The organism is Staphylococcus sp. Marseille-Q5304 (genome assembly GCF_943737015.1).
GTDB lineage: Bacteria > Bacillota > Bacilli > Staphylococcales > Staphylococcaceae > Staphylococcus > Staphylococcus hsinchuensis.
The window spans coordinates 1,698,776-1,714,452 of sequence record NZ_CALSFP010000001.1 but is presented as its reverse complement, the minus strand read 5'-3'; the positions used below and the strand labels follow the sequence as shown (position 1 = coordinate 1,714,452).

At 32.6% G+C, this 15,677-nt stretch carries 16 protein-coding genes and 1 pseudogene; 14 read left to right on the top strand and 3 right to left on the bottom strand.

Annotated elements, in window-relative coordinates:
• The first annotated feature begins 8 nt into the window (after positions 1-8).
• The 5 genes from dhaL to NGI30_RS08480 all read left to right on the top strand — a co-directional run bounded on the left by dhaL (position 9) and on the right by NGI30_RS08480 (position 4,305).
• Positions 9-584: a dihydroxyacetone kinase subunit DhaL gene (dhaL, locus tag NGI30_RS08500; RefSeq protein WP_251518843.1), complete on the top strand. Its 576-nt coding sequence runs from the start codon at positions 9-11 to the stop codon at positions 582-584.
• A 1-nt stretch (position 585) separates the two neighbouring features.
• Positions 586-948, top strand: coding sequence for a dihydroxyacetone kinase phosphoryl donor subunit DhaM (gene dhaM, locus NGI30_RS08495; protein WP_251518845.1), 363 nt, complete (start codon positions 586-588; stop codon positions 946-948).
• Positions 949-1,094: 146 nt separating this feature from the next.
• A complete protein-coding gene (locus NGI30_RS08490) occupies positions 1,095-1,595 on the top strand; it encodes a hypothetical protein (protein ID WP_251518847.1) in 501 nt (166 codons plus the stop codon).
• Positions 1,596-2,012: 417 nt separating this feature from the next.
• A complete protein-coding gene (locus NGI30_RS08485; protein ID WP_251943350.1) occupies positions 2,013-3,080 on the top strand; it encodes a YkvI family membrane protein in 1,068 nt (355 codons plus the stop codon).
• 193 nt (positions 3,081-3,273) lie between these two features.
• The gene (locus NGI30_RS08480; RefSeq protein ID WP_251518851.1) at positions 3,274-4,305 is read left to right on the top strand and encodes an alpha/beta hydrolase; all 1,032 of its coding nucleotides are present in this window, start codon (positions 3,274-3,276) and stop codon (positions 4,303-4,305) included.
• 98 nt (positions 4,306-4,403) lie between these two features.
• Here NGI30_RS08480 and NGI30_RS08475 read toward each other — a convergent pair whose 3' ends face one another.
• The gene (locus NGI30_RS08475) at positions 4,404-4,910 is read right to left on the bottom strand and encodes a GNAT family N-acetyltransferase (RefSeq protein ID WP_251518852.1); all 507 of its coding nucleotides are present in this window, start codon (positions 4,908-4,910) and stop codon (positions 4,404-4,406) included.
• A 118-nt stretch (positions 4,911-5,028) separates the two neighbouring features.
• On the opposite strand from NGI30_RS08475, the gene NGI30_RS08470 reads away from it, so the two are divergent.
• The 5 genes from NGI30_RS08470 (at position 5,029) to NGI30_RS08450 (ending at position 9,904) form a co-directional block, all read left to right on the top strand.
• Entirely contained in the window at positions 5,029-5,946 is a 918-nt protein-coding gene (locus NGI30_RS08470) for a Rossmann-fold NAD(P)-binding domain-containing protein (RefSeq protein ID WP_251943348.1), read from the top strand.
• A gap of 16 nt (positions 5,947-5,962) precedes the next feature.
• On the top strand, positions 5,963-6,637 hold the full coding sequence (locus NGI30_RS08465; RefSeq protein WP_251518854.1) for a response regulator transcription factor: 675 nt from the start codon (positions 5,963-5,965) through the stop codon (positions 6,635-6,637).
• Positions 6,630-7,664, top strand: coding sequence for a sensor histidine kinase (locus NGI30_RS08460; protein ID WP_251518855.1), 1,035 nt, complete (start codon positions 6,630-6,632; stop codon positions 7,662-7,664). The genes NGI30_RS08465 and NGI30_RS08460 overlap by 8 nt, the downstream gene beginning before the upstream one ends.
• A 604-nt stretch (positions 7,665-8,268) precedes the next feature.
• Positions 8,269-8,886, top strand: coding sequence for a DUF47 domain-containing protein (locus NGI30_RS08455; RefSeq protein WP_251518856.1), 618 nt, complete (start codon positions 8,269-8,271; stop codon positions 8,884-8,886).
• Positions 8,887-8,899: 13 nt separating this feature from the next.
• Entirely contained in the window at positions 8,900-9,904 is a 1,005-nt protein-coding gene (locus NGI30_RS08450; RefSeq protein WP_251943346.1) for an inorganic phosphate transporter, read from the top strand.
• A gap of 393 nt (positions 9,905-10,297) precedes the next feature.
• Here the strand turns inward: NGI30_RS08450 and NGI30_RS08445 are convergent, their stop codons facing one another.
• Positions 10,298-11,128, bottom strand: coding sequence for a LysM peptidoglycan-binding domain-containing protein (locus tag NGI30_RS08445; protein ID WP_251518858.1), 831 nt, complete (start codon positions 11,126-11,128; stop codon positions 10,298-10,300).
• A 399-nt stretch (positions 11,129-11,527) separates the two neighbouring features.
• Here NGI30_RS08445 and NGI30_RS08440 point away from each other — a divergent pair, with 399 nt between their 5' ends.
• The 3 genes from NGI30_RS08440 to NGI30_RS08430 all read left to right on the top strand — a co-directional run bounded on the left by NGI30_RS08440 (position 11,528) and on the right by NGI30_RS08430 (position 13,533).
• Positions 11,528-12,181: a Bax inhibitor-1/YccA family protein gene (locus NGI30_RS08440; RefSeq protein WP_251518860.1), complete on the top strand. Its 654-nt coding sequence runs from the start codon at positions 11,528-11,530 to the stop codon at positions 12,179-12,181.
• A gap of 133 nt (positions 12,182-12,314) precedes the next feature.
• Positions 12,315-13,031: a YebC/PmpR family DNA-binding transcriptional regulator gene (locus NGI30_RS08435; RefSeq protein ID WP_251518862.1), complete on the top strand. Its 717-nt coding sequence runs from the start codon at positions 12,315-12,317 to the stop codon at positions 13,029-13,031.
• Position 13,032: 1 nt separating this feature from the next.
• Positions 13,033-13,533: a cupin domain-containing protein gene (locus NGI30_RS08430; protein ID WP_251943344.1), complete on the top strand. Its 501-nt coding sequence runs from the start codon at positions 13,033-13,035 to the stop codon at positions 13,531-13,533.
• A gap of 71 nt (positions 13,534-13,604) precedes the next feature.
• Here the strand turns inward: NGI30_RS08430 and NGI30_RS08425 are convergent.
• Positions 13,605-14,718: pseudogene (locus tag NGI30_RS08425) on the bottom strand (5-methyltetrahydropteroyltriglutamate--homocysteine S-methyltransferase).
• A 213-nt stretch (positions 14,719-14,931) separates the two neighbouring features.
• On the opposite strand from NGI30_RS08425, the gene NGI30_RS08420 reads away from it, so the two are divergent.
• On the top strand, positions 14,932-15,522 hold the full coding sequence (locus tag NGI30_RS08420) for a ribonuclease FAU-1 family protein (RefSeq protein WP_251518868.1): 591 nt from the start codon (positions 14,932-14,934) through the stop codon (positions 15,520-15,522).
• Positions 15,523-15,677 lie beyond the last annotated feature (155 nt).

The window sequence follows — 15,677 nt, the reverse complement described above, 5'->3', positions numbered from 1 at the left end:
GATGATAAATGAACGTAGCACAAGTTAAAGAACAATTATTAGGTCTAGTAAAAATATTTGAAGAGAAAGAAACATTATTAATAGATTTAGATCGAGCGATTGGTGATGGCGATCATGGTGTAAACATGGTACGTGGTTTTAAAGCTTTACCTGATAAAATTGATGATAGTTCAATGCAAGCTTTATTTAAATCGACTGGCATGACTTTAATGTCAAATATTGGTGGAGCTTCAGGGCCGTTGTACGGTTTTAGCTTTGTAAAGATGTCTCAAGTCGTAGCCGAAGAGATTGACCACGATAATCTCGGTGAAATAGTAAATGCATTTTCCGAAGCGGTAGCGCAAAGAGGGAAAGTTGAACTTAACGAAAAGACAATGTTCGATGTAATTGAACGGACAAATAATGCTTTGAAAAATGGTGAGACGGTAAATGAATCAATCTTACAATCATTTGCTGACCAAACCAAAGATATCGAAGCAACGAAAGGTCGAGCTTCGTACTTTAAAGAAGAATCAAAAGGTCACATTGATCCGGGCGCACAAAGTAGCGTTTATATATTAAATGCTTTAATAGGAGATGAATAAAATGACTAAAATAGTAATCATCAGTCATAGTAAGGACATAGCTAATGGCGTTAAAGATTTATTGAATCAAATGGCTAATGATGTTGAAGTGATTGTACAAGGAGGTACTGAAGAAGGTATCGGTACTTCATATGATGACATACAGCAACTTGTCAACGAACTAGATGATGATGCGTTATGTTTCTATGATATAGGATCGGCCGAAATGAATTTAGACATGGCAATAGAAATGTATGAAGGGAATCATCAAGTTAAAAAGATGAAAGCACCGATAGTTGAAGGCAGTTTTACAGCGGCAGTAAACCTTTCAGTTGGAAAAGATATTGATGATGTTGAACAAGAACTAAATGAAAAATTTGGGTAAAGCTTGTGGTTGTGCGACGGACTGGTTTTTTCTTAAAATATATCTGAGAAAGTACATTATTTGAATGAAGATTATATAGAAATGTGATAAAATAAAGACTAATTATCATATGTAATTAAAATCTGGGTACTTAGGAGGACATTGGCATGCATGAGTTAATCAAAAAACATGTCTTAAATGGTGAATTTGAGTCAGTCAAACGATTAATGTCCGAGACAGATTTTATGGAGTTTGAGGAAGCTTATATTTCAAGTGCTCACGAAGTGGAAAGCATTATGTTTTATACGTGTATATTAGACATGATGAAAGAAGAGGAAACAGCAGAAATGCATGACTTAGCCTTCTTATTATTAGTATATCCATTAAGTGAAATTGAAGGTGCATTAACTTCTGCTTACTATCATGCTGAATCATCCATAAAACTAACTGACGGTAAAGAAGTGAAGAGTTTACTGCAAATGTTACTATTACACGCAGTACCTGAGCCTGTAATTAGCGACAAGAAGGCGTTTGATATATCTAGAAGAATACTCAAATTAGACCCATCAAATAATGTAGCACGTACAGTCTTAAAAGAAACTGCAAAACGTATGGACAATGTCGTTGTTGATATCAACGAATTAAATCGTATTAAAAATGCTCACTAATAATTGAAATCTGTTTAGAAAAATAAATAATATTAAAACAAGACGGTTCGAGAAGCGAATCGTCTTGTTTTAATTTTATTGAATTTAAAATATGAAATGAATCATAACCACTATAGTTACATTTTACATAATATACGGATGGTTTATTACATTTTTAATATATTGTAACAATACTTATATTATTTTATCTTTAAAAAACCGTGGGAAGTGGTATAGAACAAGTGCATTGATCAATTAAATCACTCAAATATAGTTATAAATTTTGAAATGTGTAGAATTTTATATCATATTTATTAAAGTTTTCTAACGAGTGTCATTTGAAATTATAAATGTAAATTTAATTATAACTATGTTGCAAATTATTTTGAGTACGTTATAATTGTTCAATGTGTTAACTATGAGGAGGTTATTTATTACATGGGGTTGAATAAAGAAGCTATAAAAATTGGTTTCGCTTATGTCGGTATCGTCGTAGGTGCTGGCTTTTCAACAGGACAAGAAGTTAAACAGTTCTTTACGCCATTTGGCTTATGGTCGTATATTGGTGTATTATTAGCTGGTTTAATTTTAGGTTTTATTGGACGTCAAGTTGCTAAGATAGGGACAGCATTTGATGCCCAAAACCACGAATCAACTTTAAATTACTTATTTAATGATTTATTTAGTAAAATTGTCGATTATCTATTGATATTCTTCTTATTCGGTATATCCGTAACAATGATTGCCGGTGCAGGATCGACATTTAAAGAAAGTTTTGGTTTACCAACATGGTTAGGTGCATTAATAATGGCAGTTGCAATTTACCTAACATTGTTAATGGACTTTGATAAGATTGTTAGAGCTCTAGGACTTGTAACACCTTTCTTAATTATCTTTGTGGTCATCATAGCAGTTTACTATTTATTTAACGGAACGATTCCATTAAATAAAATAAACCAAACAGTACCACAACCTAATATCTTTTTAGGTATATTGAAAGGTATTAACTACGGAGGATTAGCCTTTGCAGTAGGATTCAGTACGATTGTCGCTATTGGTGGTGACGCATCAAAACGTAGAGTAGCAGGTGCAGGTGCTGCATTTGGTGGTATTATATACACTGTATTATTAGCACTTATAAACTTCGCTTTACAAACTGAATATCCAAAGGTTAAAGACGCGTCAATTCCAATGTTGACACTTGCTAATCACATTCAACCATGGATTGGAATTGCGTTATCAATTATTATGTTAGCTGTTATGTACAATACGATTTTAGGTTTAATGTACTCATTCGCAGCTCGATTTACAGAACCTTACAGTAAAAAATACCATATATTTATTGTGATTATGGTAGCAGTTGGGTTTATATTGAGCTTCGTAGGATTCAAAGGTTTAATCAACTTCTTATATCCAGTAATGGGTGTTATCGGATTAATCGTAGTTGTAGCAGTATTAATTAAGTATTACTTAAGAAAAAATGATAATAAAAAACACATTGCTTAATTTAACTAGAAATTAAATTAAAGCGCTAATAAACAAAGCCAACCTAAAAAGATTGATTTAATCTTTTAGGTTGGCTTTTACTATAGAGATGTGCAGTTTCTTTATTTTTAAAGTTAAGAAATAAAAGCTCAAGATTATTACTATTGTGTAATTCGTAATTATGTTACAATGCTTCAGAAAGGAACGAGCGCACATGAAGCACAAACATAAATGGACGGTCATCACTTTAGTTATTTTCCTCATTGTTGCAGCTGTTATCGGCCTATTTTTAAAGCAACACTTCGATCGAGAGCATGCTAAAGGGGTAAAAGAGAAAGTACAAATAAATAACAGAAATGTTAAAGCGTTTACGAATATCACATATAGTCAAGGCGTTCCGAATAGTAAATTAGATATATTAACGCCAACTGAACTAGATGAAAATAATAAATTACCTGTCATATTTTGGATGCACGGGGGAGGTTATATTGCAGGTGATAAACAATATAAAAACCCGTTGCTTTCTAAAATTGCTGAACAAGGTTACATCGTAGTAAATATAAACTACGCTTTAGCCCCAGATTACAAATATCCGACGCAACTTAATCAAATTGATCGTGCGGTTAGGTTTATAAAATCAAATAAACATGAATTACCGATTGATTTTGACCAAGTCGTGTTTGGAGGGGACTCTGCCGGTGCACAATTATCAAGTCAATATACAGCAATCCAGACAAATAAGTCACTTAGAAATAAAATGAATTTTAAACAACAATTTAAACCAGATCAAATTAAATCAGTCATTCTTTTCGGTGGTTTCTATGATATGAAGACAGTTAAGGCCACGGAATTTCCACGCATCCAACGCTTTATGGAAAGTTATACAGGCGTACGAGATTGGGAGCGACAATTTAAATATATCAGTGAAATGTCAACGATTAATCAAGTGACTAAAGATTATCCGCCAACATTTTTATCTGTAGGGGATGCTGACCCATTTTATAGTCAAAATACAGCATTTTATAAAAAGTTAAAATCTAAAGATGTGCCGGTGGATAAATTATTCTATGATGGATCACATCATTTGAAACATCAATATCAATTTCATATGGAATTACCTGAATCACAACAGAACATGAAAGATGTACTGAAATTTTTAAGTAGAAATACGAACGCATCTGGGGTAGAAACTGAGTTGAAAACATCAAGCAATAATCCAAATAATGTTGAATTAAATCCATATTAATAAAAAAGGAGTCAAATAACGATGTAGTTATTTGGCTCTTTTCATTGTTTCGTATTAGAATGGAAATAGTTAGAAATATAATAGAAAATTAAAGTAGATTATAATAATAACTTGGAGAGGACGTATTGGTTATAATATTGACCATTAATATATAACTTATCTCGAAGTTCGCCTTCAATTTGATAATTCGATGATTTAAATAAATCCAATGCAGATGCATTTTCAGGGACAATGATGACTTCTATACGGTGAATTTCATGATTAACACACCAAGCTTCAACAGAGTTGATTAACGATTGTCCTAATCCTTGAGATTGATGACGTTTAATAACACCCATAGAGAAGTGCGCTTCATGTTTCACACGTTCTAATTTTTTAGTAGTGACTGTAGCAAAACCTACCAGTTCCTGGTTACTTTCAGCTACAAAGATTGCATTTGTAGGTGAAGTAATGAAATGCTCTAAATTATTAATAGCGTCTGTCGTAGAAGGTGAGTATTCACCAGGGCTATACATTAAATAATCGGATTCATCATATATAGTTGTTAATAAATTTACAAAGTCATCTATATCTTTAATACTAATTTCACGAATTTGATGAACCATTTATGCCACTCCTTAATCTATTGTACTTATAATTAATCGTACCACAATTTATGATAATTCGCATATTTGTTTTTTTATAATTTTGGAGTGGTTCAGTTTTTAATAAGGGAGTTTGACGATGAAACCAAATATTTTATTATCAGGTGTGACAGGTTCAATTGGTAAGACGTTAATTCAATCGATTAAAGAAGGTACTAACCTTTATACGATGTCTAAATATCCGAAAGAGGAAGAGATTCAGGATATAACATGGTTGAAGAAAGATATATTCAACTACAATCATGTTGTTGAAGCTATGCAGAATATTGACATTGCAATATTTTATTTGGATCCAACGAAACATTCAGCCAAATTAACGCATGCGAGTGCACGTGATTTAAACTTAATTGCAGCAGATAACTTTGGTCGTGCTGCTGTAAAACAAGGTGTTAGTAAGATTATCTACATCAGTGGAGGGCGTTTCGATTTAGAAACAATTGAGCGTTTGTCTGTTTATGGAGCTACTGTAGAGACAACTAAAACTGCGGTGCCTCGTCCACATGTATCAGTTGAGATTCAAGGTTCTAAATATGACGATGTACGTAGTGCCCAAAGCATGCAATTACCTATGAATTGGACACTCAAGCATTTAGTTAATTATTACTTCGATTGGTTAAATTCCACAAATGGAACACTCTTACATACAGATTACGAAGATAATAATTATATCGTATATTTAAAAGACAAGAATAAACCTTTATTGATTTTAAATAAAAGCTATACCGAAGACGATATCATTACGCTACATCTCGTCGGTGGCAGTTTAGTAAAACCTAACCTTAAAAAGCAAGGGAAATTGGAATTTAGAAAGTTGAAAGATTCCCAGAAGGTGATGGTTCACTTATTTGATTATATTCCGAAGCTAACGTGGCCAATATTTTACCTTGTGCAATCCCCATTCCAAAATTTAATGATGCGTGGATTTGAAATCGATTGTCGAATTAAACACTATAATGGGCGAATACAATCAGGCGAAGAAATCAAATATACCAAATAATGGAGTTGTGATAGGTATGGATATTTTGTTAGTGGAAGATGATATGACATTATTCAATGAATTAAGTAATGAGTTAGAACAATGGGATTTCGAGGTACATGGCATAGAAGATTTTAGTACGGTGCTAGAGACATTTGAAACGCTTCAACCTTCTATCGTGATTATGGATGTGAAACTGCCTAAGTTTGACGGATTTTACTGGACACGTAAAATCAGAGCCATTTCAAACACACCGATATTATTTTTATCTTCAAGAGATAATCCGATGGACCAAGTGATGAGTATGGAATTGGGCGCAGATGATTATGTCCAGAAACCTTTCAATACGAGTATACTCATTGCAAAGTTACAGGCGATATATCGCCGAGTATATCAATTTAGTGTAGACGATAAACGTGTACTCACTTGGCAAGAAGCTACGTTAGATTTATCTAAAGATAGTATCAATAAAGACGATGTTCAAGTGGTTCTATCTAAAACAGAAATGATTATCTTAGAAATGCTCGTAAAGAAACAAGGCCAAATTGTTACGCGCGATACGCTCATTACTGCCTTATGGGATGATGAGGCGTTTGTCAGTGACAATACGTTAACTGTAAATGTGAATCGAATGAGAAAAAAATTAGAAGAAATTGATATGCAAGATGCTATAGAAACTAAAATCGGTAAAGGATACATGGCACATGAGTAGTTATAAATGGGCAATGATCTTTATTGGTTCAAGGTTAAACTGGATTTTATGGATTATTTTTATTCATTTAATCTTCCTTGGTGTGGCATATATAGATTATGATATCAGTTTAGGAAGTATAATCTATATTATTGTATTAAATTTCATATTATCAATTTTCTTCTTTATATTTACGTTCGTAAAAGAAATCAAATTTTATAAACATTTAGAGAAAAATTTAGAACCCGAGGAACTGAAACATAAGTCTTTAGCTGACACACCTTTCCAAAAGCTCATGGTAAACTATCTTTTCTATCAAATTACGAAACAAAAGAGATTAGTTACAAAACAACAACAACAAATTAGCGCAACTTCTGCTTCATTGACTGATTTCGTCCATGATATTAAAACGCCAGTGACGGCACTTAATATTATGTTACAAAAGGAAGAAGATCCTGAAAGACGTAAAGCCTTGCTCTTCGAATGGTCTCGAATTAATGAAATGTTAGATCGTCAATTGTATTTAACTAAATTAGAATCTCAAAATAATGATATGTATTTTGAAAATGTACCTTTAAAATCGCTAATTATCGAAGAAATACAATTAACGCGCAATATTAGCCAATCCAAAGGTATCGCCTTTGAAGTAGACTTCAAAGATGATTATCAAGTTTATACAGATACGAAATGGTGTCGTATGATGATTAGACAAATATTATCAAATGCGATTAAATATAGTGAAAATAGTTCGATTTATGTAAAGACCTTTATAGAGGACGGTCACGTTACTTTAAATATTAAAGACGAAGGTAGAGGCATAAGTGCGAAAGATTTACCACGTATTTATAACAAAGGATTTACATCTACACGATATCGAAATGAAACAACTTCTTCTGGTATAGGGTTATATTTAGTGAAGACCGTCAAAGACAACTTAGGTATTGCAGTAAAAATAGCTTCTAGAGAAAATGAAGGCACTTCTGTTACCTTCAACTTTCCAAATCAAAATGAAATCATTAATAGATTATCCAATCCTGGTACGAGATAAGTATAATTTACGTAAGAATAATAACCTGAGACAAACGAAATGTCTCAGGTTATTTTTTGCTCTAAACAACGAAGGCAATGCACATATGGATAACGAATTGGGCTGAAACATATGTGCTTTTATCATAATATTTGATTACTACAAAGTTTATGAAAAGTACAAAATAAACTGTAATAAAGATGTATTTATAAATTGATAGATGGCGCGCATAATAATTTAACTATTGTTATATCATTTGAACACATATAATAAATGTGTAATGATGTTTTTAGATGGTTAAGAAAATGAATGTAACTTGCATATGTATTGTTGGATTTGTATTAGGCACACCATGACATGCATAAAAGTATTAAGGCAATTAATATCTATTGTTAAGAATTTGTAAATATAATTGTGGAAATGTAAATTTTGTGCTATTTTCAATTAAGGATAATTCAATTTTGAGGTAACAAAGTAACGGTTCTCACTTTTACATAAAAAATTATATTTACTCACAAGAAAAGTTGGATTGTTCACCTTGAATTTTTTATCCTAAAGATTTTAAATTTTTAAAATTAAATTGAAAGTGATTGGAAACAGTCGCTGTAAATGGAGGATTTTTTGAATGTTTAATAAGAAAAAAGATAAGTTCATGGTGCAACTCGAAGAAATGGTCTTCAACTTAGATCGAGCAGCAAATGAATTTGGTAAGATGGATTTTAACACGCATTTAGATTTAAAGGCGTACTCAGATAACATAAAGAATTACGAATCACATGGTGACGAATTAATGCATCAAGTGATTTCTGATTTAAACCAAACATTTATCACACCAATCGAACGTGAGGATATCCTCTCATTGTGTAATGCCATTGATGATGTATTAGACGCAATGGAAGAAACATCAGCTATGTTCGAAATGTATTCAATTGAGTATACAGACGAATATATGGCTGAATTTGTTGAAAATATTCAAAAAGCTGTTGGCGAAATGAAATTAGCAGTTGGATTACTCGTAGATAAGAAATTATCACATATGCGTATTCATTCAATCAATATTAAAGAATTTGAAACAAACTGTGACGGCATTTTACGTCAATCAATCAAACATATATTTAACAGTGAAACAGATCCAATGACTTTAATCAAAATAAAAGATATTTATGAAAGTTTAGAAGAAATTGCTGATAGATGTCAAACAGTAGCAAATAACTTTGAAACAATTATTATGAAAAATAGCTAAGGAGTCCTAAGTTATGGAATATATTTTGATCATCACAATAGCTATCGTAATTTTTTCACTTGTATTTGACTTTATCAACGGGTTCCATGATACTGCTAATGCGGTAGCGACTGCTGTTTCTACACGTGCATTAACACCAAGACTTGCAATATTATTAGCAGCTGTTATGAACTTCATAGGGGCACTTACTTTCACAGGTGTCGCTGGTACGATTACTAAAGATATCGTCAATCCATTCAAGCTTGAAAATGGTTTGATAGTTGTTTTAGCAGCAATTATAGCAGCAATTTTTTGGAACTTATTAACATGGTATTTTGGTATACCAAGTTCATCATCACACGCATTAATCGGATCTATTGCTGGTGCAGCGATTGCATCTCAAGGTTCATTTGCAGTATTACATTATCAAGGGTTTACTAAAATTATCATAGTTCTATTATTATCACCATTAATTGCATTTTGCGTAGGTTTTATCATTTATTCACTTGTTAAAGTAATATTTAAAAACGCTAACCTTTCCAAAGCGAATCGTAACTTTAGATTTTTCCAAATTTTCACAGCAGCGTTACAATCATTCTCACATGGTACAAACGATGCTCAGAAATCAATGGGTATAATTACATTAGCGTTAATCGTTGCGCATGTACAAACAGGTAGTGTAGAACCTCAATTATGGGTTAAAATTGCCTGTGCGGCAGCAATGGGTCTAGGTACAGCAGTAGGTGGTTGGAAAATCATCAAAACTGTTGGTGGTAACATCATGAAAATACGTCCAGCTAATGGTGCATCAGCAGATTTAGCTTCAGCATTAACAATCTTTGTTGCATCATCATTACATTTCCCATTATCAACTACACACGTTGTTTCTTCAGCTATTTTAGGTGTAGGTTCATCTAACCGTGTGAAAGGTGTTAAATGGAATACAGCAAAACGTATGGTTATTACATGGGTTATTACATTACCTATCTCTGCACTTGTCGCAGCAATCACATACCTAATTATCAACATTTTCTTGTAAGTATTAATATAAAAAAAAGAGGTTAAGTCACTGAAATGGCTTAACCTCTTTTTATTATGGTTGTATATGCACCTGCATACGAAAGATTTATTGCAAAAGTCCTAGATCTATCATTCATTAATATTCAACTTAACACATGGCTTTCAACTCAATTTTCTTTGTTGGGTTAATTATATTTCTTTATAACGCTTGAATAGGGGAATATTGATATAAGCCATGAGCTAAAGGTTAAGTTACAGCGCAAAGTCACTTACAGGTATTAAATAATTAAGAAACGTGAAGGTATTTAAAGGCTAATACATAAAAAACGATGATTCCTACTGTTTCAATAGAAATCATCGTTTTAATATAAACCAATACATTAATGTCTCGGATTTATTTTATAAACTATTATTAATGAATGTAGTTATAACTTGATACTTGTGAAGCTGGGATTGTACGGTAGTCAACAACGCCTGGTGGTGTATTATAGTTCATTTCTGAAATTAAAAGACTACCATCAGGGTTAACGCGTTCTACGTATGCAACGTGACCAACAGCGCCTGAATATGTTTGTAAAATTGAACCAGCTGTTGCTCTATGATTTACTGTGTAACCATCAGCTGCAGCATTGTTTGCCCAGTGATCAGCGTTCCACCAATAAGTACTGATAGGTTGACCTGTTTCTTTTCTACGGTTGAATACGTGCCAAGTACATTGTCCCCATGTATAAAGGTTTGAATCGTTGGCATGTGATTGTGTACTTGTGTTACCAGTTTGAGATGCAGTACCACCTGAACCTGATCCACCAGTTCCTTTTTCTGTAGGAATTGTTAGTGTTTGGTTAGGGTGAATTAAATAACCGTTTAAGTTATTTGCTGAAATAATTTCTTGAGCTGATACGCCATATTTATTCGCGATAATATTTAAAGACTCACCAGCTTTTACTGTATGTGTTGAACCATTAGATGATTCAGATTGAACGGAATGGCTTGAGTTTGAATTGTTACCTTGTTCTTGTGATGAACCACCACTGATTTCAATGACTTGTCCCGGGAACACCATGTTATTTTTGATATCGTTATTCTTTTTGATTTCGTCAACAGAAACACCATATTTTTGTGATAATGTCCAAAGTGACTCGCCAGACTTAACCGTGTGTTGCGTAGATGCATCAGCTTCGTGGTTGGCTAAAAATGCTGCCGCACCCGAAGCAGCCGTAACTGCAAAAGCTAACTTTTTCAAAAGAACTCCTCCTCTGATTCCTATATATTTTATCGTTATAAATGAATCAAATATATGTAAATGTTTTTTGAATCTAAATTCACGTTCAATAATAACAAAATTTATTTAGCCTGTGTTTATTGTTATAGAGATGTAACATTGTTAATATTTTCAACATATTTCTTTCAATTGTTTGAATTACTGGTATAAAAGGTTTTGAGAGGTGTTATTTTTTAAACTTTTTTATTTGACTTTATGATTTTGTAATATTTCAAAAGGTAATGAAATATAAAAAATCGCTATTTGGGGCATTAAATGTATTTTTAATTGAACTAAATGATAAGGAAGATTATGATAAAATAATCATTAGTCAATCATATTAGAGATTTGAAATAAAAAGCGATACAGGAGGAAAAACTATTGTCTAAAACAGCACACAATGCAACACATACTCATCAGAAGTCAAAAGCTCAGTCTAATGCTTATGGCAAAGTATGGTTATTCTTTATTTACTATTGGCTTATCTTTGGTATTGGTTGTTATTTAGGACAATTTTTACCAATGCAATGGAGACAACCACTTTCAATTGGTTTACTCGTATTAGTATTGATAACTACTTTCGTAAACCGTGCACGTAAGTATGGTTTAATTATTTCTCACATTTATGCAATAGTTATTGGTTTATTGTCATACGCGACTTTCACTTATTATTTACAAAGTTTAGGTACAGATGTTTTTTATAAAAACGTTATTTTAGCTATTGCAGCATTTATAGCATTTGGTCTGATTGGTTATTTCTTAATAGATAATGCTGCAGGTATGGGTAAATACTTGTTTGTAACCTTTATAGCACTCATTGTGGCAAGTTTAGTTGGTATATTTATCCATAATTCAATATTCCATACAATCATTACGGTTGTAGGGTTATTACTGTTTTTACTATATACGATTTATGACTTTAACCGTATGAAAAGAGGCCATTTTAAACCAAGAGAAATGGGCTTCAATTTATTCATTAACTTACTCAATATCATTAAAGATGTATTATATTTAGCGGACAGAGTGAGAAAGTAAAATAGATAAAATTGAAGAATACATTGCTTAACTTTTGAAATTGTATAAGATTTTTCAATTTCACCGAAATAAAAATATCATGTATAATATAGCGTGTAATGATTAGTTGTTATCGAGAAAGTGAGATGAAATTATGGGTAGAAAATGGAATAACATTAAAGAAAAGAAAGCCCAAAAAGATAAAAATACGAGCCGAATTTATGCGAAGTTCGGTAAAGAAATATATGTCGCAGCAAAATCTGGGGAACCTAACCCAGAATCTAACCAAACGTTACGTTTAACTTTAGAACGTGCGAAAACTTATTCAGTCCCTAATCATATTATTGATAGAGCGATTGAAAAAGCTAAGGGCGGCGGCGAAGAAAGTTATGATCATTTAAGATATGAAGGTTTCGGTCCTAACGGATCAATGATTATCGTTGATGCATTGACAAATAATGTGAATCGCACAGCATCAGATGTTCGTTCTGCATTCGGTAAAAATGGTGGTAACATGGGTGTTTCTGGGTCAGTTGCCTATATGTTTGACCATACAGCTGTATTTGGTTTCGAAGGAAAATCTGCCGACGACACTTTAGAACTATTAATGGAAGCAGATATAGATGTGCGAGATGTTATTGACGAAGATGGTTTAACAATCGTATACGCAGAACCGGATCAATTTGCTCAAGTTCAAGATACATTGAAAGAAAATGGAGTAGAAGATTTCAAAGTAGCTGAATTTGAAATGTTACCTCAAAGTGATGTTGAATTATCAGCTGACAATCAAGAGACATTTGAAGGTTTAATTGATGCTTTAGAAGATCTTGAAGATGTTCAAAACGTCTTTCATAATGTGGATTTGAAATAATATGAATGAAGACATAAAACAATGGATTCATAAACTTCAACTTCAACCACATCCCGAAGGTGGTTATTACAGAGAAGTAATAAAGGCACCTTATGACAATAAAATTCAACGTTCACCCTATACAAGTATTTACTTTTTAATTATTCAGGAAGATATTTCGCATTTTCATCGTATTGATTCAGATGAAATTTGGTATTACCATTCAGGCGATAGTTTGACCGTTCATATGATTTTTGAGGATGGTCAATATCAACAGGTATCAATAGGACCAAATATTGAATCCGGAGATGTCTTACAATATGTAGTCCCTAAAGGAACAATTTTTGCTTCTTCAATAGAAGGAAAGGGAGAATATGCTCTAGTAGGGTGTATGTGTCAACCTGGATTTGAATTTGAAAGCTTTGAAATGATAAGTAAAGAGTGGCTTGATGCAAATTATCGTCAACATTCAAAAATAAGTAAGCGCTATGCATTAACACAAGCCCAAATAGATAATATTTAATAAAGAAAACCACGATGAGATTAAAGTTTGTCCTATCTCATCGTGGTTTTTTTATACTATAAAATCAACTGTTATCGTGTCGTTCCAAAAACCTCTTCAGCAATTTCAACAATATATGCAAGTTTGTTCCATTGTTCTTCTTCAGTTAAATTATTTCCTTCTTCAGTTGAAGCAAAGCCACATTGAGGACTTAAACAAATTTGATTAAGATCCACGTATTGTTGTGCTTCTTTCAGACGTTTTAATATCGTACTTTTATCTTCAAGTTGCCCTTTTTTTAGAAGTGAATAAGCCTAATACAACAGTTGATTGATGTTCTGGGAAGAAACGTAAAGGTTCAAAGTCACCTGAACGGTCATCATCATACTCTAAAAAGAAACCACCTAATTGCTCTTTAAATAAATATGGCGCTATTGGTTCGTAACCACCAGTGATGGCCCAAGTAGATTTAAAGTTACCGCGACAAATATGCGTCGTTATTAAAAGGTCATCAGGTAAATTACGAATGGCATCGTTGACTACTTTGTAGGCGAGTTGTCTCGCTTTTTCTTTTTCATCTTCATTGCGATCGCGTCCGTGTGTTAATTGTGAACCTGAAGTTAGGTTCGCCCAATAAACGTCGTCTAATTGTATATAACGTGCCCCAATTTCGTATAATTTTAATAAACTTTGATGGTAAGCTTGTGCCACATCTGATGCATAATCTTCAATGTTTGGATAAATTTCTTCATTTAATATATTAGGATGGAAGAGCTGATTAGGACTTGGGATAGAGACCTTTGCTGTAGCTCGTCCATTTACTTTATCGTAGAGGAATTTAAAGTGTTCAAAGTGTGGATGGTCAGGATTAAATTTAACTTTATCGACGATTTTCACATTATAATTTCGTGTTTCTACACCTTGGAATTGCAAACCACGATCTGTGTAATAGCCTTCTACACCTTCTAAATGCTCCAAAAAGTCAAAGTGCCACCAACTTCTTCTAAATTCTCCGTCAGTCACACTATGTAATCCTATTTCTATTTGTTTTTCAATGATTCGTTCAATTTCTTCATCCTCAATCTGAGTTAATTCTGCTTGTGTAATATGATGTTGTCGAAAAGCATCTCGTGCTTCTTTTAAACGCGCAGGTCGTAATAAGCTACCGACATGATCTGCTCTAAATGGTCTGTTTTGTACTGTCATTTGTTCACGCACCTTATTGATTGAATTTTCTGAAAAAATATAAATAAAAGTTATCAGAATTCCAAAAGTTTGTCAATTTACTTTTATGTAATGAAATATAGTACAATGTACATAATTGAATTTTCTGGATATAAAGATTGTTTTCATATTTATACATCTTAGGATGACATGAACAATTGAATTTTATATAATAATGACAAGGAGTGGGTGGCAGTGAAAGTAAAGTATATTGATAAACGTCACTGGCGTCGCATTATTGATCGAGAATATACCGAAGTGAAAGTAAGTAATAATAAATATAAAGGTATTATTGGTCTTGTAACGATGAAAAAGGTACGTGAGCCATTGGAAGTTACGGTAGCAGGGAAAGAGATAATCGTTGCTGATGACAATTACCAATGGCTACAAATATTACCTGAAAAGAAGCGTTATAGTATCACTGTGATGTTAGATGACAAAGGTAATCCATTAGAATATTATTTTGACATTAATATTAAAAATGTCACTCAACGTGGCAATGCCCGAACAATTGATTTATGTTTAGATGTACTCGTGTTACCGAGCGGAGAGTATGAATTGGTAGACGAAGACGATTTACAACGTGCACTAGACAATGGGCAAATATCGAAAAAACAATATCACGAAGCGTATATTATTGCACATCAAATTATGATCAAAATTGATGAAGATTTTGAATCATTACAAGAAAAAATTATGTATTGTTTTTATAAGATTAAACAAAGACAAAAACAAAAGCATCACAAATCTAAAAAGTATAAAAATAAAAAGCAGCATAAAAAATAACGCTTGCTAATTTTTAAGAGGGATAGTTAACTTTATAGAAATATTACAAAAGTGAGAGAAGTTAAAATGTGGTATCGTATGAAACATTATTTGTCGCTTTGTAATCAATCTTGTATCTGTCCCAAATTTATTTATAGGAAATGAAGTAACTTATA